This window comes from Sporomusa aerivorans (genome assembly GCF_041428895.1).
Classification (GTDB): domain Bacteria; phylum Bacillota; class Negativicutes; order Sporomusales; family Sporomusaceae; genus Sporomusa; species Sporomusa aerivorans.
This window is the reverse complement of the sequence record NZ_CP156926.1, coordinates 2,314,536-2,337,052: the sequence shown is the minus strand read 5'-3', so window position 1 is coordinate 2,337,052 and position 22,517 is coordinate 2,314,536. Positions and strand designations below refer to the sequence as shown.

Genomic DNA, 22,517 nt, shown 5'->3' with positions numbered 1-22,517 from the left:
AGTGCCTTCTGAATTTACAATTGCCCACACCGTTACTTCACTCCTATAATCCAATAATAACAAGAACCGCCATATGTCCTCTTAATATCTAACACAGGCGGATCAAGGAATACAATAACTTCGTGTCTGTGACTACTACCAGAACTACTAGTCCCACCAGACACACTACCACTAAAGCTATGACTGTGATAACCGTCCCCATTAGAGCTACCAGTACTGCCACTAACATTAACATTTACATTGTGACTATGATTATCAAAAAAAGAATCGGTATTTGCTGAGACTAGGCTAAATTGCTTTACATATGTTCTATCGTACCCCACAGATATCGTTCTTGTATTGTAGTCAACGTAAGCGAAGGACATATAGTCTGCTGCAGTCGGCAGTTGAACACCAAAAGTACATTGTTCATGCGTAAATCCAGCAGGTAGAGGTATTGTTGCTCCATTTGCTATAGAACCCTTAACCATAGTAACAACCTTAACTTGATATCCTGCTGAATAAACAATGTCAGCCGAAAGTACACCTGATGTTATTTTATCTGCTGATATAACTCCAGCATCTATTTGATTGGCCGTAAGCTTTCCTGAAATCTCCCCTAGCTTAGCAGATATCTTATCGGCAGTAATTGCACCTGCGGCAATTTTGTCTGCAGTAATAGCACCTGCAGCTAACTTTGCGGTTGTTATAGCTCCTGCTGCGATCTTGTCTGCAGTAATAGCATTAGCGGCAATCATAGCATTCACGATTACATTAGCATCAAACAATGTATCCCCGGTGATATGCACCAGTTTGCCATCGAGAGTAATTGTGCCATTCGCGAGGTTAATCTGAGTAATCAACTGATTCGGCTGCATAGCGGAATTGAAAGTCGTTGATGTAACCCTAAGATTGATTGCAGTTAATGCCTGAACAATGGATGTATATGATGATTGATCTATAGGTTTATTCAGTTCGGTTACTATTATAGTTGTCTGGCTAGCTGTCTGTGTGATCTGGTTAGCAAGAGTCCCATCAGTCACCGTCAACTGGTTTATAGTATCATTAAACACAGTCCCACTAACGGCATCTTGAGCTTTAGCAACAGCATCTTTTATCGTAGCATCCATCTTAGCTAACGAGAGAGATTCTTCAGCAATCAGATCAGGGTCTACAGTTGGCTTAACAGTTTTTTCTATAGTTGAACTTAGCGCGCCCTCGCCAAAAAGGTCTACGTAAGCAACCTGAATATCAAAGATGCCCGAAGAAGCTTTAAATGTATAGCTGCTGTTCGGGCTAAAATAAGCGATGTCTCCTGTGCCGTTATTAATGTGAACACTTATGCCCGAGCAGTACGCAGGTAGAGCATCACAAGTAACAATGAATCCTTGGAATATATCTGTTGCTGTAACATTAGTCGGTGCTGCAGGAGCTGTTTTGTTGTACGTTAGAATACAGGGGTTACTATAGAATCCTGCAGTATTATGAGCAAACAAAAATACCGTACCTTTACGGGACGGTAACGTTGGAGTCGCTTTGTTTGCTGTTGTCCTTGCCAATAGTCCTTCTTCTGTTCCAGTATTAGTATCCATCCGCAATTCCCAAAAGGCTACATCTGCTTCAGCCATATTCCATGCGGCCGAACACATATCAGTAAAACTTAAGGTCAATCCAGTTGGAGTTCCGGGTGTAAGTGTCTTGCCTTGACAATAGAACTCAACAACAGGAGATGCATTAAAGTTGGACTTGCGATTTAGTGTGTTGACGGTCACAAACTTAAACTTATAGGTAATACCTTTGATTAAATTAGAAACACATAAGTACTCTTGTGCTTTGCCAATATATGTCCATGCACTGGACTCAAAGGAATCTATAGTCCCATCTAATTCTTCAATACTTTCACTTATCTCATCTACAGATGGATTATCGGACAACATGTAGACTTCAGCATAATCATAAAACTGATATACTGTTGACCACATAAGCTTTACTTCGTTTATCACTTGCCCATTGCCAGATTCCCTAAAGAGTTCCAGTGTCGATAGATTAGTTACAATAGGTACTTCATCGGATATTGGATTGGGAACCTGCACATAATTCTTAGGTTGTATCTGAGCACCCAAAGAATCATTGTAGATACTTGCGTTATACTGCTCTGCTTTAATACTATAGATTCCCTTTTGTTCTGAAATCTCAAGTATCCTGAAGGGCATATCCTGGAACAGCCATTGTTCTACACCATTAGGGAATATCTTCTTGGATACTGTGATAACATCTCCAGGTTCCAAGTGCATTGCCATAGTCGCCGTTTGAAACTGTACAACGATACTACAGAGTTTCATTTTATCTCTATAGAGTCTCGCGAGTCGTAAAGCTTGAGATTGACTTGTGCATCCCGTTAGGTCTACATCTTTGTTTATTATCTTGCCTCGCTCTTTTTGATCTACCGCATCCTCTACGATTACCTTTACACCCGTCCATTGGTTATCTGGATCATAGAACTTGACACTGTAGCGATTCGGCGATTGATCTATAGGATACTGGGTGTGATCTAATGTATCCTGGATGATCGTATCGTCAGTAAAAGCATAGGATACTGGGGTTTCCTTTTCGCATCGAAGGGATATCTTATCAGGAGTAAACACAAGAAAACCACCGAATACTGCAAACATATCCTGCAGAATCTCAATGTGCGACTTAGTTTCAGCAATGATGATATTGAGGCTATGTCTTGGGGTTACTTCCAGAGTATACTCTACAGGATTACTCTGAATATCTATAAGTGACTGCTCTAAACTTGCAATTTCATTGTTGATTTTCTCTTGTTCTTCTGTAGATAACTTGGATGAATGCAGGGATAGATATTGTTGTAATTCTGTGATTTTATTATAGACAGCATCTGCAGTAGCAAGCGTAGTTGGAACTCTAGTTGTCACAAGTTGATCATTATAGTCTGCAACTTCTCTAAAGCTATCCTCGTCAAGCATATCTGCAGTAATAAAATGTCCTGCTCCGTAGCGTTTACTTAAGAGATAGTCTCGCACACACATCGCGGGATTACTTGAGTAAATCTTTGCATTTATGCGGGTATCTCGTACTTTCATTCCTTTGATAATCGCAGTAACTGTTGGGTTTCCTCCGGTCAACTTTTCACTTACAGTTAAGTTAAAACGTGACCATGCGACATTCTTATAGCCACCTACAGTACTATAGTTATCTGGTGCTGGCTGCGAAGATGCGCCATTAGAAAAACGGTAAGTACATCCTTCTAATGGGTATCTTGATATAGTATAAGGACTGTCGTAGCAATTGCATTTACTTATGTTACCAATGGAACTACTTACTTTTTCACTGCCGATAGTTGTACTTGCAACCCATCCATCACTTGCGTGTCCATTAATACTATCGACTAAATATTGAACAGTATTGTGGCCTCCAAAGGGGTTAACAGTAGATACGGCAGTACCATTAGCGAATAAAGTTAATTTCCATAAGGCAGAGTGTCCACTTAGTTCAATATATGCATCCTGATACTTTGTGTTTTGAACGGAAAAAACTGTGGTTTGCTCCATCAGTAAATCATCAGCTCTGACATCAGATATACTTTCGATTTCACCTTCACACCAAACGATATCCTTACTTAATGACTGTTTATCAGATGCAGTTTTATGATAGGTCTGTTGTCCACCCCATTTGCGCGTACCATAAATTATCGGTATACGGCTATTGGAATCTATTTGGTTCATTATTTGGTCAAAATTATAGGTTGCTGAAGAATCACCATAGTTCTGCTTATGAGTCATTGACCAGAGCGATGTACCAAGTGATGCTCCATAGAGTCCAGCTAAAAGCCATTGAGTCGAACTTAAGCCAAATCTAACGCCACCACCAAGCCACCCTGCACCAAAAGCAAAACCGATAATCCCTAATATTGCCTTACCTTTTGATTTACCCATGTTTCACCTCCTTAGCTGCTTCTTATGACTAATTCATACGGGATACTGGGGAATCCAGCGTAATTCTGTGTTTGACCTAAAGCCTTGCATGAGGCAAAACTCTTGTCACAGCCGCGCTCAATCGTATAATTTGTGGGAACAAAAGAAAAAGGATAGTGCAAACTAATGACACTCCCCTGAGATGATTCGATCATTCTACTTTCGTAACCACTTGTGATTATACCGTTGATCCAATAACTATCATCACGAGACTGTTGAACTACAATAGTTTCTGCAGTTGTTCCACTTTGGCAAGTTCCCGTCTGAGTATCTTTTGATGCAAAACATGATTCCTGATCCGCAAATTCACTATTGCAGGACAACTGGAATGTACGAGAGTTCGTAAGATTAGGTACTTGTGATTTTACTGTTACTTCAAAAGTTGCTTCCTTTTGCTTAAGTATGGGAGCATCCAAATACCCTCGCATAACTGGATTAATCTGTGTTGGATCGGTGAGAGCTTCAGGGTAGAGAATCTGAAAGATATCACATATGCATCCTCTGAAGTCAGTTCCAGAGTAAAGTGCTGCAGTAAAACTATCGTCAACATTTGAAACCCTAAGTGTTGTATCGTCTACCTTTGAATCACTACTGGCTTTTACCGTATCGCGCTCAAAAGGTACTGCAAGATACTTTTGTCCGTTATAAGTTATATCTTGGTCAGCAGCGCATAGATACAACTTCCCTGTCTTAAGATGAAAAATATAGAGTTCCACTAGAAAGATACTACTGGACTCCTTGGCCTCCATAAGTTTGATCGGGAGATTGAGTGCCATTACAACGCCACCTCGATTGTTAGCTCTGCAGTAAAGCCTACGATTTTACCATGAGTTACATCTGTGGGATCAAACTCACGTATATCTGTAATAGTCAGTTTGTTCTCTGCAAACCTACAGACCTGTGTTACTCCATCAGGATCAACAAAGTTAAAAACGTTGGAATTGCCACCAACGCTATCATGGAAATTCTTAAGTATTAACCTTTGTTCTGGAGAACCTTTGCAAGTAATCTTCCAGGTTTGCAGTGGGTTTACTGCGACTCTCTGAATCTGCTTCTTTTGTGATTCAAAAGTAACTGTTCTTGTCGCATAAGTTGATGTCTCTTCGACTTCCCATACATACGGAAGAGGGAACGTTGGTATTGCCATTAGCTATCCCTCCTTCGGAATCCACTGATAAACTTTACGCCTCTCATGTTGAGCCAGAAGCGCAGTTTGTCACAAAAAGAAATCCCACCGTTATACTTAGACATCGGTGGAAACGTACTTATGAAACGACCATATGAATCTACTATTACACCACAATGAGCTTCACCATTGATTTCGAACATGACGATATCTCCGTCTTTTAGTATGTCAACATCAGTAATTCTATCGAAGTGCTTAAGGAAATATCTTGCGAGTCTATATTTATCCTTTTGATACCAATCGGGATCAATAGGCTTTCCATCAGATTCAACTAAAGGCCAACCGCATTCTCTATAGTAGAGCTTTATAACTCCAATGCAGTCAAAGCCTTCGAAGGTATCACCAAGGAACCTATATGGTACACCTATGAACTTCTTTAGGTCTGTCATAAGTTCACCTCACTTGTATAATTTTGGTATTATGTGGTATCCTTTAGCTACGGAAGTATATATGGAGTTATTATCTTGAGAAGGACTATAGTATTCACAACCAAAATTGATTACGATAGGCAATATAGCGAACTTTATATTGCAACACAAAAGGCAAAAGGGAAAATCCCACAAGAAACCTACGATAAATTCTCAAGCGCACTTAAGTCATATAACAATGCAAGTATCTTCCAGGGCAAACGATATCCAGTGTATTACTTAAGTGATGTAAAGGATATGTAGATGACATCAATAAGTTTAAGAATGAAGCACTTAGGAATGTACTTGGTAGATTTTATAAGGATTGTGCCGTATCATATATTCTAGGAGAAGCAAATAACAAGACTAGAAAATTGACTGAAGAAATACTCAAGGAGAGCAATTAAGCTCTCCTTTTTGTTTATCTACTAAAACCACTATTCCTGTGTCGACCTAAGATATTACTAAGTGCTGAAGGATTCTTCGCAAGTACCTCAAGCACCTGCTCTGATGACACCTGAGTTACCACAGGAAGAACTGTTGTATTGACACCTGGATTATTCATTAGATGATTCAACATTGCCGTTAAGACCTGCGTTTGCCTCTGTAGCTCATCTATATGATTCTGCTGTTGTTGCATCTGTACGTTGACCACAGGTTGTGTAGCTAAAGATGAATCCTTGAAGTATGGGACATAAGTATTTCTCCCTGGATAATACCCTAGTTTATTGCTTGCGTAGTCCAGGAGTTTCTTTGAATTCTGGGTATTGTTTTCTACAGGTATCGCTACTTCTTCTCCAGCTTCACCTGCGATTGTTGGAGTGGTCAAAACACCACCATTTGCAGCCTTACCGATGCCACTTTTGCCTGACTTTGGAGGAACTGGAGGTAAGGTAGAGCCCGATGAAGTACCACCACTCTTCCCTTTACCAAACATTTGAGATGCAGTGGAAGCCTCATGCTTTACTTTGAATAATGCATATATGGCATCCTTCTGGATATCGTTCCAGATTTTCTTCATGACATCCTTAAAGGAGGAGCCGTTCTGTGCCATGTCAATAAATGAGTCTGCCCACAACTTCCTTATGTTTTGTGAAGCTTGTTTGGCTAGTTCCTTTTGCTTTTCTTCGGATTTGGCTTTTGCACTATTGTTTTCATTCTGTTTATCTGTATTATTCTGTAGTGCCGCAGTATTTTCATTCTGGGCAGCAGCTAGAGCATCAGTCAATATCTTAAGTTTCTCTGTTTTCTCTACTGAATCAGCAAGGAGATTCTCTTGATCAATTTTTGTTTGGATATCCTTCATTTGCTCTGGCAGACTTGCAATTAGTTTCTTGCGCTCATCTTCAAGTTGCTGACCATAGTTAGCGTATTGCTGATACCTTTGCCGTTCTGCGGCTAAACTAATAGCATTTTCATCCCATTGATACAAAGGATTTCTTTTGTTAACTTGAGCTAAAGCAGTGCTTTCAGCTAACCCAATATTTCTTAAGTTACGCTCACGCTGCTTATCGGGATTTAGAGTATCACCTAAGAGCTCCTTATCCCATTGATTCTCAAGTTTACTTGTGTTCTTTGAGGTTTCTAATATTTTTACATCAAGCTCACTAAGAATATCCAACAGCGACTTAAGGGTTTTGAACTGTTGGAAATCTTCGCGATTTCTCACAAGGTAATCCTTACGCTCACCTTTAGACATCCCAGACCAACCTGCGATTGTCGAGGCAGCAGTAGCTTCAAACTCCTGGTCTTCTGCGAGATATTTATCAAGCTGACTTTGGTATTTGTTACGCTCTGTAGTCAACTTAGATTGTTCTGAAGTTAACTGTTGAATACGCTTGGCCATGAGATCATAGCGTTCATTAGTACTCTCGACAGTTTGACCATAGAGAGCTTCTTTAGTATTCAAGTCATCAAGAGCTTCAGAATACTTGTTAGTGCTAACGGACATGTCTGCCATGATACGTTTGTATTCTGCTTGTATCTCTATGCGCTTCCGTTGTTCCTCATTATCGGGAGCATTGGGGCCAGATGGGCCTGTTTTCTGTTCATAGTAACCCTTAGGAGCATACAATCCACTGAGTTCAGATGTAGCTTTTCTTTGTATTTCACGCTCTTTTGCGTTGGCATTATTTTTAATTTCTTCGGCCATAGCATCAGCAGTAGCAGCCTGCTCTTGAAGGATAGCACCGGAACCAGGAAAAATACCTATAGATGACATTTCAGCATTTACTAAACCTAACCCTATATCTTCTCCTAATGTAGTTCCTTGAAGACCCTCGTTTTGCTGGCTAATGAAAGCTGACTGATCACGTAAATACTTAGCCTTTCCTCTATAGTATCTAAACCAAATTTCATCAATTGTTCCCAATGCTTTTCCGATGGCATCAGCGGCTTTATCAAAAGCAATTGCTTCGTTATTAATTGCACCGATCCGATCATTAGATGCATCTACAGCATCTTTCATAAGTTTAATTTGTTCTGCCCTAAGTTCTCCTAATGCGACTTCCATTTGAGAAACTTTTTCGGCATGAACCTTTTGCTCTTGAGTGATGGCCTCTTGGATATCCTTAGAATCCAATATCCTCTTTGCTGCTTCTTCGCCAACAACTGCAGTTAATTCTTTAGTAACTGTAGCCATAGTCTTTTGGACTGTCGCAGTTTTCTCTTCATTGCCCTGGACAGCCTTTAGGTCGGCCTGGAGTTGAACGTAAGTATTGCCTAAAGTCTCCATGAAATCAATCTGTTGTTTAGACACTTCGATTTCTGACTGTTTAGCCGTAATTAAATCCGCTTGTTTTTGTGCAGTCTTTGCTTGAGCATTTGCAGCTTCTCCTGCATAGAAAGCGTAAGTAGCCAGAGAAGCAGCACCAGCAGCAATAAGCTTAGCTATAGCCCCCCAAGGAGTAGCTGTAGTCACGGCATTTAACGCTGTTTGAGCAGTAGTTAATCCTTTAGTTACTGTATTAAATGACTCAAACAAGCCAATTCCTGCACTAACATAAGACAGCATCTGTGGAGACTGTCGCTGCCCAAAGATTTCATTATAATACGACTGACCTTGCGCCTGTCGTATGCGTTCAGCATTAGCTAACTGCCGTCTTTCTATAGCAGGATCACCAGTTTTTTGTCTGGTTTTCTCTTTAGCTAGAGCTTCATTTCTCTCTTGGATTGCCTTAAGTTCAGCTTTAGCAATCGCTTGTCTTTCCCCAGATTCTTCCTGCAGTGCCTTATTGCGGTTTCTCGCAGACAGCGCCTCAAGTTCTGACAGTTGTTTCTGTAGTGTAATCTCTTGTTGCTTGAGAGCTACAACACGTTCCTCATATTTAACTGCAAAAATATCACCTTTGTCTCTAGATTGAATCAAACGATCTCTCTCAAGATTCAACGCTCGTAACTGCCGTGTTATAGCTTTATACTTTTCTTCTGCATTACCTTGAACAACTATATCTATATTTATCTTTTTATATTCATCAGACATTCAATCACCTGCCTGTTATTTCCATTTATAGTCTTCCTTCGTTATCAATCAGGTGCATAAGTCCTTCGTGGCCTTCGAGCACCTTTTTATCTTTAGTCTCATCAGCAGAATTGTTCTTGTGGAGCCCAGCAAGGATACCTTCGATTTCCATCACACTTAACATGAGTATTTCATCTTTAGATAAACTTGTGTGTTCCAGTAGGCCAGCTATTAGGCAGTCCCATTCTGGCTCTCCGTTTGCTCCGTCTTTTTTTTTACCTGTGATAACCCTATGAGAACTTGAACTATTTCTTGAGTAACACCTATGTCTAACCACTTACGTATATCTTCCTTAGATTCTTTGAACCTTAAGGCTATCTCAACTATCTCAAGTAATTCCTCAGTAAACGTTATGCCATAAATAAGTTTTCCATCTTCAGCTCTCTCAAGTGTGCCATACTCATCAGTCTCGGCAATCATAAAGTTACTAAAGAGGAAATCTGGATTTATTTTGGATAAAAATTGTGCAACTTCTTGAATATACAAAAGCGGCACAGGATAAACTTTATGTTTCTTATTGTCGGCATCATATATGAGCACTGAATGTGTATATTTGTTTTCTGCCATATGTACCTCCTAAATAAATAAAGGGTATCCTTTCGGATACCCCCGCAGTATTTACGCAAGTTTAGATATTGTGATCGAGCAGAATTCATCTGTTCCATCACCAGGATCAAGAATCTTAACAGTAATCTTAGGAGAACTTGCCTTATCTCGTGCAGTATCAATAGTGAATTTTCCATCGCCACGAACACGCTTCGCATAGATATCCACTTGATACTTATTACCTTCTTTATCTTCTGTGGTAAATGCCCAAGAGAACTCTGCAACAGAAGGCATAGCGTTCTTCAAGAGCATAGCTTTAGTTGCATTTGCAGAATCCGACTTGAACCAGAAGATATACTCTCCGGTAGTTATGCCAGTACCCCATGTAATTTCACCAGTTGCACTTACGGCAACTTGAGATGCGCCAGGAGTAGCCGCTACAACAACTACAGGAGTACCGTCAGAAGTCATACATTTGACATCAGTTACACCAGTGAGAGAAGTACCTAAGGAAGTATCCGTGGTAGCCTTTTTGATTACCCGTTGAAGTCTTTTTGCAGTACTTGAATCAAGGTCTACAGTTTGACCTACAGTAACTTGAGACAAGCTAAAGTCACATACATCGACCTCAATAGTACCTTCCTTTTTGGAAATGTAAGTATAACGAGGGAATAAGCTATCACCACCGTAGACATCTTCCATTGTTGCCGCTACGTCCAGTTTTAGGGTTTGACCAGAAAGAATCTCAAGGAACTTCCCATCAACTGTCTCAAAGTACCCTTTACCAATGCCATGCAGTAGAATAGCTTGGTTTAAATCAATGCCTGCCATTTACACATCATCCTTTCGTAAATAAAAAAAACCATTATATTTCTGTAACAAGCTTAAGAACTGACTAACTTTTTGTATCTCCATCGGTAGCATATAACACCTTGAACTCCACTTGATACTTGACCTTCATATGTAACTTGAAATTGCTCAATGTTTTTCTTTATAAGTGCATCAATTCTTCTTTTGATTAACATTGCGGCATATCGAGATGATACATATGCATTAAACTCAAGTACTCCATTGTTGATCATATAATTATCTGTTGGAAGTGTATCTATAAAAACGAATGTCACAAAAGGGATCTTCTCAACAGTTACTTCTTCAGGCATACATGCTTCCCGTCTAAAGACATTATTCAATTGATCAATGTCAGATGGATTATTAAATATATTTAGTAACTCTGTATCATTCGAGAGTATAGCGAATAGTTTATCTTGGTACTCAAAGGTGTCCATATGTCACCTCTCTATATATAAATCTTTGCAGTTAACATGAGTGATACTTCTTCAGTGATCGCTTTAGATATAGCATCAGATAAACTTTCAGCTATCTCAGGTAGTGCTGCAGTAACTTCCTCTTGCATAATGTGCATAGGCTCGTGAGGTTGCCACTGCAGGTTCCCATCACGCTCTAAGTCAAATTCTGCGAGTTTATCAGAGGAAACTAATGCTTCCCCATCGATATTCTTGTGTTCACCGGTAGAGCGACCCATGATCGGCATACGAGAGCTCTGGAGCCGCCATTGGTTAAACTGGGGTGATTGCAGGTATTCCTGAAGGTACGGATTATCGGTATCCACAAGTGAACCACTGCCGAACTCTGCGATCCATGCCTTTTGTCCAGAACCAATGATACGACTTGCAACCATACCTTTGACACTCCCAAGTAGAAACCAGTCAGCTTTAGCATTACCCTGGATACCTAAAGTTGACCAACGAGCCTTAATGCGATTACAAATGCGCTCAGACCAGAGCACAACTACACCTTCGATAACTGGAGTTAGGTTCATACTGTTGACCTCTTGATTAGTGTTTGCCTATCGGGAAAACTATCGGGCAGCATAGGCTACACCAACTTTTTCAGAATGGAGTCTGCGATAATCTTGTCATCACCTGTGAGCGTAGAGTTATACTTAATGATCGTTGCTTTGACTACAGCTAACTCTTGTTCCGTAAGATTGGCCGTATTGTAATTCGTAAGCAATACGTTAACGACCTTTGGTGTCGCGAAAGTTACCCATTCGCCATCAATATATGCCTCAGTTATGGATACATCAAAGTTATCTGTAGTCTCTCCTGCGATTGTTGCAGTCTGAATGACTCCTTTGAATTCTGTTTTTTGTCCTACAGTAATCATATTATCACCTCCTTAGATTCCACTGTATTTATTGAGGATCAATTGAATATCACCAATTACAAGTGAGTCGTTGCTAAGATCCATATCCTCCTTTCGAGCGCACTTGTTATCTCCTTCGTCAGTAGTGCAGAGTCCACAGGTTGTACTTAAGTCTCCGAAACTGTCCTGTAGGTACTCAGGGATTCTACAGATTGATTTCGATACCCACCGTTTCCCCGATCTACCGCAGTTTTTCCATTCGCCGCCGTTGTTGCATTCCTGTAGCATTTCATATGGATAACCTGCAGTTTCCGGTGAATGAGCCTCAAGCTTTGACTGTGGATCACGAAAGAGTTCTTGCACTATAGTCGGATCAAGGATAATTTTTGCACATATTTCGTGAGTTTTTTTTAACGCTCTTGATATTTTCATATGGTATGTCTCATATTTTTTTGCAATTTCCTCTTGAGTCCAGCCTTCCACAGAATATAGCCATAGAATATCAAACTGCTTCTCCGATAGATTGCGCTTGATTAGCTGCAGTAGCTCCGCAATTTCTTCCATTCGCTCTTTCTCAAGCAGCACATCTTCAGGAGTTACTGCAGTCATTACTAGGTACTCATCCATAAGTGCGCTCTTGAGACTTAAGTCTACTCTGTGTTGGTCGCATTGATTGCGCCAATCATCAAACTCAAGGTATGCTATAGCATCTGCTGTAGTTATAATCTTGTCCTTTAAATCCTGTAGTATCTTCGCTGTTCTATTTATAGTTGTACCTCTTTTCTGAAAGGATATCTAACGCAATTCTACAGATACTTTAGTTATCTCTACATTCACTGTGTTCTTCGCAATAGACGCAGCATTGGTATTTCTCCCCTTACTCAGTACCTACTGCAACTTTTCTCTTCTTTATCCCAACGATCGCACTTCATTTCTTAAGTCTATACCTCGTTTCTTTACGCCATCAAAGATATTACAGCAGTCCAGCCTCCATTTGTAGTCTACAATAGTACCTACTAAAATCTTTCGTCCCCCTTTTTGCTTCTTCCCTCGCTTATCTTTCGTTTTAACATGAGCAACATGTCGGGAAAACTGTTGAAGATACTCAAGACACTCTGCAGAGCTACATGCTGTTTCTATAGACATTAAATAGATATTACCTGTGTTGTTATCATCTATTTCAAATTGACGTACAATCATTATTACCTCCTTATGCAAAATCCCGTGTTATCTCAAGGCACACAATGTCACACTACGTTGCTACTAAAGCAAATCTTTCTTGAACCTATAGCACATCGCAGCTACTTATATGGTATCTTTGGCTAACTTTCGCTGAACTTAATAAGACCATTAGTAGACATCCTGCTGCTGTGCCTTGCGATCCTCCTTTATGTGCATCAGTACATCCAATTGGTTCGTAAGGAACTCAATCTTATCTGTAGCATCTTCAAGTTGCTCTTTGATTACTGCATAACCCTCATGAGCAGAAGCAAAAGGAGTAAACTTTTGTGTTGCCGCTTCGTATTCCTTCTCGATAACCCTATCGAGTTCCACTGCTGCCAAATCCTCTTTTGCGTTCGCCTATGAAGTTATCGCCGTGCCAATAGATACTTATAGACTATCCCTTGGCCTATCCGTTGGCCTTTCTGAATCTCAACAGGGATAAATCATAACCTGCGGAATTCTTAGTTTTACGCTGTGGGAAACTAATGTCCTCTGCCGTTAGAAATTGCTTTGAATCCTCTGATTAACTTAGGTTCTAACCAATAGCACAAATCAGTTAACCCAATAGATATCGACTGCACCCCAGAGGCAAATCCTCCAGCTAAACTAATGATTTATAAAGCCAACAATGGTCATTAGTTCTTCCTCACTTTCTGTAGTTCAGTTCTTGTACATCCTATAGTTCTATCTGAGAACTTCACATGAATTACTTCAGTTCCCCCGCGCTCTTCGCTCAGCTCTACTTCTCCAATTTTCCAGAAGTAGTCTTCCCAAGGAGGAGACTTGTAGATCAGCCTTACAATATCTCCTTTTTTAATCATGATAGCTACCTCGGCATTCTTTTATATATTCCTTATAGACATCCACCCTAGTCCATCGTATTTATGACCCAAGAAAAAACATGCGATTTTCTTAAGAATTAACATAGCTTTCTCCTCCTTCTCTTGCGCCAATCCCCGTAGCTCTCTATATGCCTCGCCCAATGTGAACACCTTCAGGCATATTGTGTTTGCTTCTAAGGGATGATTCTGTAGTTGGATTATCATTGTGCCAACGAACTATACTCTTGAATTCATTCAGAATAGCCGGAGATATCTACTCGTGATTAACCATCTGATCTATATTGAATTTGCCTATGCAGTGCATTGTAGATTTCTGTAAGTATAATCACTCGCTCACCTCTGCTTTCTCAACAGCCTCGCCTTCACTGCCGCCAAAAAGAACCTTATTGTACCTCTCGCACTTTTCCTCAAGTCTTTCTATTGTGATTTGCTGTTGGAGTATCAGCATGTCTTTCTTGTGCAACTTCTCAAAGAGACTGTCGATGATACCTGCGGACTCTAATAGGAGTTGCCGCAGTTGATCATCAGATAATAACGATGGGTTTTGCATTAGGACTCCTCCTTCGGGAAATGCTTCAGTAAGAAATCGCGCAACCTTAGTATCATCGCTCCTTCTAGGGCCATAAAGTGCTTATCGCATGATGTCTTGATGTTCTCAAGACTATCGATAGTTACATATTCCAGTTGTTTCACTTTCGCTTTGCTCAGATTCTCGCGAGTCCAGATGACTTCAAAGCCCGAAGGCTCTTCTATAGGTGTTGTGCAGTCCCGTCCTCAAGAATCTTAACAGTATCTGCAGTGGTAACCTTCATAATGTCGAAATCTTTATCTTCATACGTCAGGTCATCATTATGAGTATCCAGATCACACCTTAAGGTGCTCCCGTAAGTGCGAGTCATATATTTGTAATGCGCGATTTGCATCTGTAAGTAAGCTTTCGATCGCTGCGGTTCTCCATATGCGCACTGTTGCCATCTCCTTTATGCCTTATTTATTCTAAAATTCGTGTTATTTATAGGCAGACAAAATCCCTAACAAATGCTTAAACGCGAGTTTATCATCAGTATCTGCACTGTACCCCGCAAGTTGATTTTGTAGTGCAATCTTGAGCTTCTCCCGTTGTTCTTCCGTGAGAGAAATCATTTGGTCTCCCTTTACGAATTTTATTATATCACCAGATTATTCTTTCTCCAACACATTTTCTGTGTTATTATCGGTTAAACGAAAGAATTCTCGAAAGAACTCCCTCATTCACTTCTAATGCAAGGTTTTGCGTACATCGTCAAGCCTCCTTAAGTAATAGCTCAATGTTGTACCTCTTGTTGTTGTCTGTCACCTTTGGGTTAATAATGCTGCATCCTTCGCTAAATAGGGCTTTCTTAATATCATCTACAGCTTGCTGGAGGGTATCGTAAGTGCTTTGCGCGTTCCCTAGCTTTCCCTCGGTATTAACCGATGTATATTCTAATGTTACCATACGTTTCTCCTCTCGTTACGTACTTCGCTTGCGCTATGTGGTACTGCAAGAGCTTCAGCTTGTATCGTGCATGATGTCCACCTCTTGTTCTATATAATATAACACACCGTTATATTCGTCAATATATTTCTCACAAAAAAAATAAATTAACTTTATTTATCACATATGTTTCAAATCAAGAACGCTTATTATATACTAGAGAAGACAGGAGGGGTCTTCTAATGAATGTTAATGAAAAACTTAAGTATGTCAGGAAATTACTGAAGATAACTGGCGAAACGGCTGCAAAAGCCATAGGTTTCGATTCGGCATCAACAATATATCAATATGAAAATGGCATAAGACCAATATCCGTAGAAGCACTAAAAAGTCTTGCAGCGTATTACAAAGTTCCTATTGGTTTTTTTCTTGACGAGAATTCCATGACTCTCGAAGAGTATATAGAAGACAAGCGCATAGTAGACACACTAAGGGACTCTAATAGCAAATACTTTGGATACATCTCAGTGGTTCATAAGGCGCAACAGGACAAAATAACTCCAGAGGAGCTTAAAGAAGCATTAGATTTTATCCATAAAATTCGCAAAAGTGACTAAAGGATGCTTTTTCTTAAACTCTTGCTCATACATTGGATCAACTAGAAAGATTCTTTCAGAAAATAAAAAATACCACTTAATTTTAGAACTCCAGTTGTAAATAATGTACTTCATTTGCATCGCCCTCCGAACATATGTTCTGAAATTAGTATAGCACAATCTTATGAATACCTAAAGTACAATTTTTTGACCTCTTTCGACAAGCAGATAACAAAAAAACCACCGTTGTTACACGGTGGCGTTGACTATAGTCTCTCAAATAATTTCTCTCGACCATCTAGATCAAAGGCTTTGCATAATGCTGTGATTTGATCCTCGTGAATATCTCTAAGGTGAATCTCAATTTCACCCAGAGTATTGCGAGGAATGCCTGTTAGATTCGATAAACGTTGTTGTGTCCACTTGTTTTTCTTACGCAACTCCTTGATCCGATTGTGTCTAATGTCCTCTCCTTTCCGATAAATTATAGTCAACAACAGTGTAAACTAGTAAATATTATAGTTTCAATATAATGTCTCCTGGTCTATTCTGAGCAAAAATGTAAACTCCTGCTAATAATTAAGAAATATTTTAAGAACTATTGTTCGCCTAGTACAACCAATCTTTGTTATCTTATGGATTATATTTTGCGTGCTGTAGTTTCATCTCCTCATCGTTAAGACTTAAGTATTCCCTGGAAGTCTTTAGGTCAGCATGTCCATGCCATGATCTTCTGTAAGCTGAAGATATCCCCACCGTTGAGAAGATAGTTCCTTGCAGAGGTGTGACTAGAGATTTTCCCACCAGTAAGCTTTAGTTCTTTCTTTAGCTTCTGAAAGAGCATATTGATACCACTGCAGGTAAGCCTGCGTTTTTTGCTGCTCGGGAATAACCCTTTGCAGCTTTCGTCATCCAGAAATTTTTCGCGCATTCTAGGGTACTGTATTAATGTTCTTCTCAAGGTTTTGCTAAAGGTACATAGTGTTCATTGTTGCCCTTAACGTATTCAATCCGCAGTAAATCATTAGTAATGTTCAGGTCTGCTATCCGCAGGTTCAGCAGTTTTGTCTTACGGATACCCGTAGAAAAGAACACGCACATAACACAATAGTTCCGCATACCAAAAAAATCAGCAAGCTATTGAGTAGCTTGCTGATTTCTTTTGCGGTGAATGTTCGCATTTGCTTTTGTTTAACATTAGGCGCGGTTATAGTTTTTATGGTACTGTTGATGTAGTCCTCAGGATACAGAAAAGAGAAACAATGTTTTAACATGTTAAGTTCTGTTATGTAGGTCTCCAGTGTTCTTCCGGTAATATTTTGCGCCTGTTTCACCGTTAGGAAAATTCTCTTGGCTGTTCTTAAGTCCATTTTGTGACCAACTTCTGCATGTTCATGTGTATTTACTATTGATTTATACAATTGAAATGCCATTGAGCTACGCGTAGAACTTAAGCTGGTGCTCTACAAAAGAAAAAACTAAGTAAACCTTATGGTCTACTTAGTCTTAATCCCATGAATCTTCTGGATTCGCAGGTTCCTATGGTGCGCCCGGCAGGAATCGAACCTGCGCTCCCGGCTCCGGAGGCCGGTGCTCTATCCCCTGAGCTACGGGCGCATTATAAACTGTTAGATAAAGTCTGTGAGCTATGAAAAAAACTTACCTGTTATATGCATTCCAGGTGCTGCGCTCACCTCACTTAAAGGATTATAGCATACATTACATAACAACGCAAGTGGTTTAACTCTGAAATTTATTATTGAGCCACTCCCTGATTTTTGTTAGCGGATGAGTGGCTGACTGCTGCATGATTTTCGGCCATGTTCGTCAAGAAAAATCTACTTGGCATCGGTAGCAGTCTGGCAGTAGGGGCATACCCGCCATTCACGGTTAAGTTCCTTGCCGCACGAAGTACAGGCTGGTTTCAGTGTAAATCCACAGTAAGGACATGCTTTATAATCCTCTTTAATTTTACCTGCGCACATCGGACATTTAATTGTCTCTTCTACCGGTGTTGCTTCCACGTCAATAATATCATCATTACGGCGAGCTTTAAACTGAGGCTTCCGGCCAAGCAGCAAATACAGCGGCAAGAATATAAACAGCGCAGCCAACGTGCCAATCGACCACAACAGTGCTGTACTCATTTCATGGCCGCGTCCCCGGGCATCGTTATATACCCAGTAAGCCGCAATAGCCGCGATCACCAAACCCAAAGTCATCATAAAATACTTTCCCCCTGGCAATAAGCTATACATAAAATTATACCATGCCTCGGCCTAACAGGCAAAAAGAAACACCGGAGCCATCGCCCGGCGCCGTTTTGCTGTTATTGGCTGATCTCATCCAGCGTCCTGCTCTTTGTTTCTTCGCCGAATAACCAAACGACAACAGCCACAGTCAGCATTACTCCGGTAAACATCGTAAACACCTGTGCAAAACCTTCCGGACCTGTAATCAAATATCCCACGATAACAGGAGCCAATATCCCGCCAAAACGCCCTACCGCCGCCGCCCAGCCTGAACCAAAAGCCCTTATCCGGGTAGGATACAGTTCCGGCGTATATGTATAAACAACTCCCCAGGCGCCAAGATTAAAAAATGACATTAGACTACCCCAAAAAAGCACTACTTCAGCGCTGCCGGCCTGCCCAAAGCAGTAAGCGCTGACAGCACTCATCGCCAAATAGATAGCTAGCGTAGCCTTGCGGCCAATGCGATCCACTAAAAAAGCGGCACTAAAATATCCTGGCAATTGCGCCAATGTCATAATAAGTACATATTCAAAAGTTTTAATCACTGTATGTCCTTGTTTAACCAATAATGAAGGCAGCCATGTAAATATTCCATAGTATGAATAAACAATCCCAAACCATATGAGCCAAAGCAGGATGGTCCGTTTGGCAAGTGGAGCAGCCCACAACTCGCTAAAGGCTATTTTGGTACCTGCTGCTGCCGGCATGTCTGTTTTCGCCGCAGCCATAGGCTGCGCCGCCGGCCGGATGCCTGCGGCTTGTTCAATCCCGGACACAATGGCAGCCGCTTCGTTCTGACGCCCTTTATCAATAAGAAAACGGATCGACTCCGGCACGGCCAGCCGGATAAAAAAGACGTACAGCGCCGGCACCGATCCGAGAAAAAAAGCGCTTTGCCAACCATAGTAGGGAATAACAAGGTATGAGATGAGTGCAGCAGCCAGCCAGCCACCAGCCCAGAAGCTTTCCAACAAGACAATGAAGCGGCCACGGCTGGCAGCCGGTGAATATTCCGCCATAAGAGTAGCCGCAACCGGCAATTCCCCGCCCAAGCCAAAACCAACTAAAAATCTAAATACCAGTAATGATTCGTAATTCCATGCCAGCCCACACAGACCGGTTGCAATACTGTAGATAAGCAGCGTAACAGCGAAGACTGCCTTTCGTCCCCACTTGTCGGCAGCTGAACCGGCCAGAACAGCGCCTATTGCCATGCCAAAAAGCCCAATACTGCCGATAACACCAACTTGCGTCGCCGTTAAGGCCCATTCTTTAGCCAGCACCGGCAAAACAAAAGCTATGATACCGGTATCCATAGCATCAAATAACCAGCCAAGACCGGTCATTACCAGCAATTTATAATGGAAGCGGCTAACCGACACCTGCTCCAAGCGACTGATGATATCCATATTTTCCTCCATCTTTACACATATATTTACACCTGTCTTGTCACTATGTTTATTATATCTATACTGTCTAAAAATGGCAACCATTTTAAAATCCATGCTAACCAAGCTATAGCGGTTTATTTTATGTTTTGCATTTATCCGTTCAAGCATTCATACCGGCTTAACTACCTTACCCAGTTATACTTTCATCATTTAAGAATAAAAAAACCGCCAGTTCACGGCTGACAGCTTTTTATCAAAAATTTTAAATTAATCGAGCAGTATCCCAAGCGCTCTAAGCTCAACTCTAATTTTTTGCAGCACCTCATCAGAGGGTGCTTCAACTGTATGCAGATGGACGCCGCCGGTAACCAGGGAAAGAGGCACGGCGCCACTCTCAGCTGTTCTCCGTAAAAACTCCGTCAAATCACGGCGCGAGGTAAGCATCAGATTCGCTTTTATTTCCCCGTAAACAGGATGCTCCACACTGACATCCAAGACTTTGCCGCCATTATCAACAATAACAGCGAGTTCTTCTTCCATGTGGTCACGGTCGTGACGGCAGGCTAGCCGGGCTTTTACAGCACTTGGCGCTGCAGTCGGCAAAATAACATACCCTTGCGGCGTTGCGTAAATATCAATACCTGCGGCCCGTAAAATAGCAATATCCCCCACAATAACTTGTCGGCTAACACCCAGTATTTTTGCCAGGGCTGTACCGGTTATCGGCTGCCTGGTTTGCTGCAATAAAGAGTTAATTCTTTCACGCCGCTCTTTTGCTTCCATAAATCACACTCCAGCATTAGCTGTTCTAAAGCCAGTTTATAATGACCCAAAGCTTCCGTCTTTATCTGTTATTTGCTCTCAATAAAAATAATCCTGCTTAGAAAAACCATTTGCAATTTTTCACCTAGACCGCATGCTAGAGAATGACTGGCACATAATCATCGGTTGCCGGCGGCAGCAGTACAGTGAAGACAGTCCCCATATCCTTTTGGCTGAGCACTTTTATTTTTCCCCCATGATTGCCAACAATGCTAAAGCATACGGATAAACCTAAGCCGGTACCGTTTTCCTTGGTGGTAAAAAACGGAGTACCTAGCTTTTCAATAATGTCCTGCGGAATACTGTCGCCGTTATTTTCCACCGTCACAGCCAGCATATTCTGTTGCCTGTCAATTGCAATATTGATATGGCCGCCAAAGGGGGCCGCTTCAACAGCATTTTTCATTAAATTAATAAAGACCTGTTTAAGCTGGGGCATGTCGCCGACGGCAAAACAGTCTGCAGTCGATGGCTGCAGCCGCACAGTTATATTTTTATTATGTACTTGCCCTTCCATCAATAAGGCCACGTCTTCCACCAATTTGCAGATATTCACCTTCTGAAATTCAGGTTCTTTGAGCGGGCGGGCCAGCATTTGAAATTCACTGATAAGATTATCAATACGCCCAATCTCGGAGAGAATAATTTCAAGATGCTCGGGCGTTGCCGGCCTGTCCGACCGCCGCGACATGAGTTGAATAAAGCCCTTTATTGATGTTAGCGGATTACGGATTTCATGGGCAATCCCGGCGGCAAACTGATTCACGCAAGTCATCCGTTCCAGTTTAAGCCGTTCACGTTCGCGTTCGTGGCGCTTGGCCTGATAGCCAACACCGTACAAGAGCGCCAAGCAAAGCGCCAGCAAAAAGAAACTGCGGGCATCCTCCAGCGATTTTCCCAAAACTCTCATATATAAAGAGGCTAATGGTACAGTTGTCGCCACATGCCAGTCTGCGTTATAGAGTTCGGAATAAATGATAAGCTTATCAATGCCGTCCAAAGGCGAGGTAAATTCATCGATTCCGACATTTTTACGCACCAATCCGGTCATTTGCTCCTTGAGCGGCTGACTCTCCGGATAAAGTTCAGTTATGTGTGGATGGTATAAAAACTGACCATGGCTGTCTAACACAAAGAAATACTGTCTTTCCGGCACGCCTTCTTTCATAATAGCCATCGATATGTCACTAAGAGGAATATAGGCCACAAGCACGGCAATAACACGATTTTCCTCTATTACCGGCACATGAATACTGATAAAGGCTTTAGTTAAACCACCATATATCATCCGGCCTGATATTGCTGTTTTCCCTGTTAGTACGGTCTGAAAGGCATCCCTAAATCGTTGATCCTCAAAGGGAGCACTAATATACCCCGGCATGGATGAGCAATCGCAAATCAGTTTTCCCTTGGTATCGTATAAGGCAATATTGTCGACTCCCAGGGTGGCAGCCGCCTCCAATAGATTCCGCCTCGCCCGCAGAGTTTCCAGACTGCGCACATCCTGGTAATTGGCCAGTAATTTCAGACCGATTAATTTTGTATTAAAATACGTATCAAGAATAGTGGCTTCGTCCTTAAGGCGCTCCCGTTCGCCCGCAACTATTGTTTTATATTGAAAGTTAAAGTAATTTACTATTAATCCAGCTATGACCATTAATAGACATATACCGACAAAAGTCATTGCTATTGAATTTTTTGTTCTGGGTAGCCCCACTAATTCCACCGCCTTTTTTGACATATTTCGCTAAAATTCAAACTATTCCTGCCTCATGCTAATGAACAATGCTGTTTTTTTCACAAAGAACAAATAAAAAAAGCTTTCAGAGTTGTACTCTGAAAGCTTTTTTTATTTGGTGGGCGATGACAGGATCGAACTGCCGACATCCTGCTTGTAAGGCAGGCGCTCTCCCGGCTGAGCTAATCGCCCATGGTGACCCGTAGGGGATTCGAACCCCTGATACCGCCGTGAAAGGGCGGTGTCTTAACCACTTGACCAACGGGCCATGGCTCCTCGAGTAGGACTCGAACCTACGACAAATCGGTTAACAGCCGATTGCTCTACCGACTGAGCTATCGAGGAATCATCGTAACATACTGAATTATATAATAGGAAAAATAAAAATGCAAGT

The 22,517-nt window shown here is 41.3% G+C and carries 23 protein-coding genes and 4 tRNA genes; 1 reads left to right on the top strand and 26 read right to left on the bottom strand.

Annotation, left to right across the window (positions count from 1 at the left end; translation table 11 throughout):
* Positions 1-32 precede the first annotated feature (32 nt).
* The 16 genes from SATMO3_RS10730 to SATMO3_RS10655 form a co-directional block, all read right to left on the bottom strand.
* On the bottom strand, positions 33-3,935 hold the full coding sequence (locus tag SATMO3_RS10730; RefSeq protein WP_371380750.1) for a phage tail protein: 3,903 nt from the start codon (positions 3,933-3,935) through the stop codon (positions 33-35).
* 11 nt (positions 3,936-3,946) lie between these two features.
* On the bottom strand, positions 3,947-4,750 hold the full coding sequence (locus tag SATMO3_RS10725) for a DUF2163 domain-containing protein (RefSeq protein WP_371380748.1): 804 nt from the start codon (positions 4,748-4,750) through the stop codon (positions 3,947-3,949).
* Entirely contained in the window at positions 4,750-5,121 is a 372-nt protein-coding gene (locus SATMO3_RS10720; protein ID WP_371380747.1) for a hypothetical protein, read from the bottom strand. The genes SATMO3_RS10725 and SATMO3_RS10720 overlap by 1 nt, the downstream gene beginning before the upstream one ends.
* On the bottom strand, positions 5,121-5,549 hold the full coding sequence (locus SATMO3_RS10715; protein WP_371380745.1) for an NlpC/P60 family protein: 429 nt from the start codon (positions 5,547-5,549) through the stop codon (positions 5,121-5,123). The genes SATMO3_RS10720 and SATMO3_RS10715 overlap by 1 nt, the downstream gene beginning before the upstream one ends.
* A gap of 439 nt (positions 5,550-5,988) precedes the next feature.
* The gene (locus SATMO3_RS10710; RefSeq protein ID WP_371380744.1) at positions 5,989-9,048 is read right to left on the bottom strand and encodes a hypothetical protein; all 3,060 of its coding nucleotides are present in this window, start codon (positions 9,046-9,048) and stop codon (positions 5,989-5,991) included.
* 210 nt (positions 9,049-9,258) lie between these two features.
* The gene (locus tag SATMO3_RS10705; RefSeq protein WP_371380742.1) at positions 9,259-9,654 is read right to left on the bottom strand and encodes a hypothetical protein; all 396 of its coding nucleotides are present in this window, start codon (positions 9,652-9,654) and stop codon (positions 9,259-9,261) included.
* Positions 9,655-9,705: 51 nt separating this feature from the next.
* Positions 9,706-10,464: a hypothetical protein gene (locus SATMO3_RS10700; protein WP_371380740.1), complete on the bottom strand. Its 759-nt coding sequence runs from the start codon at positions 10,462-10,464 to the stop codon at positions 9,706-9,708.
* 53 nt (positions 10,465-10,517) lie between these two features.
* The gene (locus SATMO3_RS10695; protein ID WP_371380738.1) at positions 10,518-10,919 is read right to left on the bottom strand and encodes a hypothetical protein; all 402 of its coding nucleotides are present in this window, start codon (positions 10,917-10,919) and stop codon (positions 10,518-10,520) included.
* Positions 10,920-10,930: 11 nt separating this feature from the next.
* A complete protein-coding gene (locus SATMO3_RS10690; RefSeq protein WP_371380736.1) occupies positions 10,931-11,473 on the bottom strand; it encodes a hypothetical protein in 543 nt (180 codons plus the stop codon).
* A gap of 56 nt (positions 11,474-11,529) precedes the next feature.
* Positions 11,530-11,820 (bottom strand): hypothetical protein, encoded by a 291-nt coding sequence (locus tag SATMO3_RS10685; protein WP_371380734.1) that lies wholly within the window; start codon positions 11,818-11,820, stop codon positions 11,530-11,532.
* Positions 11,821-11,832: 12 nt separating this feature from the next.
* Positions 11,833-12,426 (bottom strand): RNA polymerase sigma factor, encoded by a 594-nt coding sequence (locus SATMO3_RS10680; RefSeq protein WP_371380732.1) that lies wholly within the window; start codon positions 12,424-12,426, stop codon positions 11,833-11,835.
* 282 nt (positions 12,427-12,708) lie between these two features.
* A complete protein-coding gene (locus SATMO3_RS10675; RefSeq protein WP_371380731.1) occupies positions 12,709-12,999 on the bottom strand; it encodes a hypothetical protein in 291 nt (96 codons plus the stop codon).
* A 150-nt stretch (positions 13,000-13,149) separates the two neighbouring features.
* Positions 13,150-13,362 carry a hypothetical protein gene (locus tag SATMO3_RS10670; protein ID WP_371380729.1) on the bottom strand — a complete coding sequence of 71 codons (213 nt, stop codon included), beginning with the start codon at positions 13,360-13,362 and terminating at the stop codon, positions 13,150-13,152.
* Between the two features lie 296 nt (positions 13,363-13,658).
* Entirely contained in the window at positions 13,659-13,844 is a 186-nt protein-coding gene (locus SATMO3_RS10665) for a hypothetical protein (protein WP_371380727.1), read from the bottom strand.
* A 346-nt stretch (positions 13,845-14,190) separates the two neighbouring features.
* On the bottom strand, positions 14,191-14,415 hold the full coding sequence (locus SATMO3_RS10660; RefSeq protein WP_371380726.1) for a hypothetical protein: 225 nt from the start codon (positions 14,413-14,415) through the stop codon (positions 14,191-14,193).
* A 732-nt stretch (positions 14,416-15,147) separates the two neighbouring features.
* The gene (locus SATMO3_RS10655; protein WP_371380724.1) at positions 15,148-15,342 is read right to left on the bottom strand and encodes a hypothetical protein; all 195 of its coding nucleotides are present in this window, start codon (positions 15,340-15,342) and stop codon (positions 15,148-15,150) included.
* A 221-nt stretch (positions 15,343-15,563) separates the two neighbouring features.
* Between SATMO3_RS10655 and SATMO3_RS10650 the strand changes: the two genes are divergently transcribed.
* Positions 15,564-15,938: a helix-turn-helix domain-containing protein gene (locus tag SATMO3_RS10650; protein ID WP_371380723.1), complete on the top strand. Its 375-nt coding sequence runs from the start codon at positions 15,564-15,566 to the stop codon at positions 15,936-15,938.
* 245 nt (positions 15,939-16,183) lie between these two features.
* Here the strand turns inward: SATMO3_RS10650 and SATMO3_RS10645 are convergent, their stop codons facing one another.
* From SATMO3_RS10645 to SATMO3_RS10600, 10 genes are all read right to left on the bottom strand, one after another.
* Complete coding sequence (locus SATMO3_RS10645) at positions 16,184-16,357, bottom strand: helix-turn-helix domain-containing protein (protein ID WP_371380721.1); 174 nt, start codon at positions 16,355-16,357, stop codon at positions 16,184-16,186.
* A 517-nt stretch (positions 16,358-16,874) separates the two neighbouring features.
* The gene (locus tag SATMO3_RS10640; protein ID WP_371380719.1) at positions 16,875-17,036 is read right to left on the bottom strand and encodes a tyrosine-type recombinase/integrase; all 162 of its coding nucleotides are present in this window, start codon (positions 17,034-17,036) and stop codon (positions 16,875-16,877) included.
* A gap of 423 nt (positions 17,037-17,459) precedes the next feature.
* A tRNA-Arg gene (locus SATMO3_RS10635) sits at positions 17,460-17,534 on the bottom strand.
* A 221-nt stretch (positions 17,535-17,755) separates the two neighbouring features.
* Positions 17,756-18,142, bottom strand: a complete 387-nt coding sequence (locus SATMO3_RS10630; RefSeq protein ID WP_371380717.1) for a zinc ribbon domain-containing protein — start codon at positions 18,140-18,142, stop codon at positions 17,756-17,758.
* Between the two features lie 104 nt (positions 18,143-18,246).
* A complete protein-coding gene (locus SATMO3_RS10625; protein WP_371380715.1) occupies positions 18,247-19,581 on the bottom strand; it encodes an MFS transporter in 1,335 nt (444 codons plus the stop codon).
* A 249-nt stretch (positions 19,582-19,830) separates the two neighbouring features.
* Positions 19,831-20,346, bottom strand: coding sequence for a transcription repressor NadR (locus tag SATMO3_RS10620; RefSeq protein ID WP_371380714.1), 516 nt, complete (start codon positions 20,344-20,346; stop codon positions 19,831-19,833).
* Positions 20,347-20,482: 136 nt separating this feature from the next.
* Entirely contained in the window at positions 20,483-22,102 is a 1,620-nt protein-coding gene (locus SATMO3_RS10615) for an ATP-binding protein (RefSeq protein WP_371380713.1), read from the bottom strand.
* A gap of 137 nt (positions 22,103-22,239) precedes the next feature.
* A tRNA-Val gene (locus tag SATMO3_RS10610) sits at positions 22,240-22,315 on the bottom strand.
* Position 22,316: 1 nt separating this feature from the next.
* Positions 22,317-22,391 (bottom strand) — tRNA-Glu (locus tag SATMO3_RS10605).
* 1 nt (position 22,392) lies between these two features.
* A tRNA-Asn gene (locus tag SATMO3_RS10600) sits at positions 22,393-22,468 on the bottom strand.
* Positions 22,469-22,517: the final 49 nt, after the last annotated feature.

Bases quoted from the DNA above. Each gene is read 5' to 3' on its own strand.
- SATMO3_RS10730 (WP_371380750.1), bottom strand. From the start codon at position 3,935: ATGGGTAAATCAAAAGGTAAGGCAATATTAGGGATTATCGGTTTTGCT.
- SATMO3_RS10725 (WP_371380748.1), bottom strand. From the start codon at position 4,750: ATGGCACTCAATCTCCCGATCAAACTTATGGAGGCCAAGGAGTCCAGT.
- SATMO3_RS10720 (WP_371380747.1), bottom strand. From the start codon at position 5,121: ATGGCAATACCAACGTTCCCTCTTCCGTATGTATGGGAAGTCGAAGAG.
- SATMO3_RS10715 (WP_371380745.1), bottom strand. From the start codon at position 5,549: ATGACAGACCTAAAGAAGTTCATAGGTGTACCATATAGGTTCCTTGGT.
- SATMO3_RS10710 (WP_371380744.1), bottom strand. From the start codon at position 9,048: ATGTCTGATGAATATAAAAAGATAAATATAGATATAGTTGTTCAAGGT.
- SATMO3_RS10705 (WP_371380742.1), bottom strand. From the start codon at position 9,654: ATGGCAGAAAACAAATATACACATTCAGTGCTCATATATGATGCCGAC.
- SATMO3_RS10700 (WP_371380740.1), bottom strand. From the start codon at position 10,464: ATGGCAGGCATTGATTTAAACCAAGCTATTCTACTGCATGGCATTGGT.
- SATMO3_RS10695 (WP_371380738.1), bottom strand. From the start codon at position 10,919: ATGGACACCTTTGAGTACCAAGATAAACTATTCGCTATACTCTCGAAT.
- SATMO3_RS10690 (WP_371380736.1), bottom strand. From the start codon at position 11,473: ATGAACCTAACTCCAGTTATCGAAGGTGTAGTTGTGCTCTGGTCTGAG.
- SATMO3_RS10685 (WP_371380734.1), bottom strand. From the start codon at position 11,820: ATGATTACTGTAGGACAAAAAACAGAATTCAAAGGAGTCATTCAGACT.
- SATMO3_RS10680 (WP_371380732.1), bottom strand. From the start codon at position 12,426: ATGGATGAGTACCTAGTAATGACTGCAGTAACTCCTGAAGATGTGCTG.
- SATMO3_RS10675 (WP_371380731.1), bottom strand. From the start codon at position 12,999: ATGATTGTACGTCAATTTGAAATAGATGATAACAACACAGGTAATATC.
- SATMO3_RS10665 (WP_371380727.1), bottom strand. From the start codon at position 13,844: ATGATTAAAAAAGGAGATATTGTAAGGCTGATCTACAAGTCTCCTCCT.
- SATMO3_RS10660 (WP_371380726.1), bottom strand. From the start codon at position 14,415: ATGCAAAACCCATCGTTATTATCTGATGATCAACTGCGGCAACTCCTA.
- SATMO3_RS10655 (WP_371380724.1), bottom strand. From the start codon at position 15,342: ATGGTAACATTAGAATATACATCGGTTAATACCGAGGGAAAGCTAGGG.
- SATMO3_RS10650 (WP_371380723.1), top strand. From the start codon at position 15,564: ATGAATGTTAATGAAAAACTTAAGTATGTCAGGAAATTACTGAAGATA.
- SATMO3_RS10640 (WP_371380719.1), bottom strand. From the start codon at position 17,036: ATGCGGAACTATTGTGTTATGTGCGTGTTCTTTTCTACGGGTATCCGT.
- SATMO3_RS10630 (WP_371380717.1), bottom strand. From the start codon at position 18,142: ATGATGACTTTGGGTTTGGTGATCGCGGCTATTGCGGCTTACTGGGTA.
- SATMO3_RS10625 (WP_371380715.1), bottom strand. From the start codon at position 19,581: ATGGATATCATCAGTCGCTTGGAGCAGGTGTCGGTTAGCCGCTTCCAT.
- SATMO3_RS10620 (WP_371380714.1), bottom strand. From the start codon at position 20,346: ATGGAAGCAAAAGAGCGGCGTGAAAGAATTAACTCTTTATTGCAGCAA.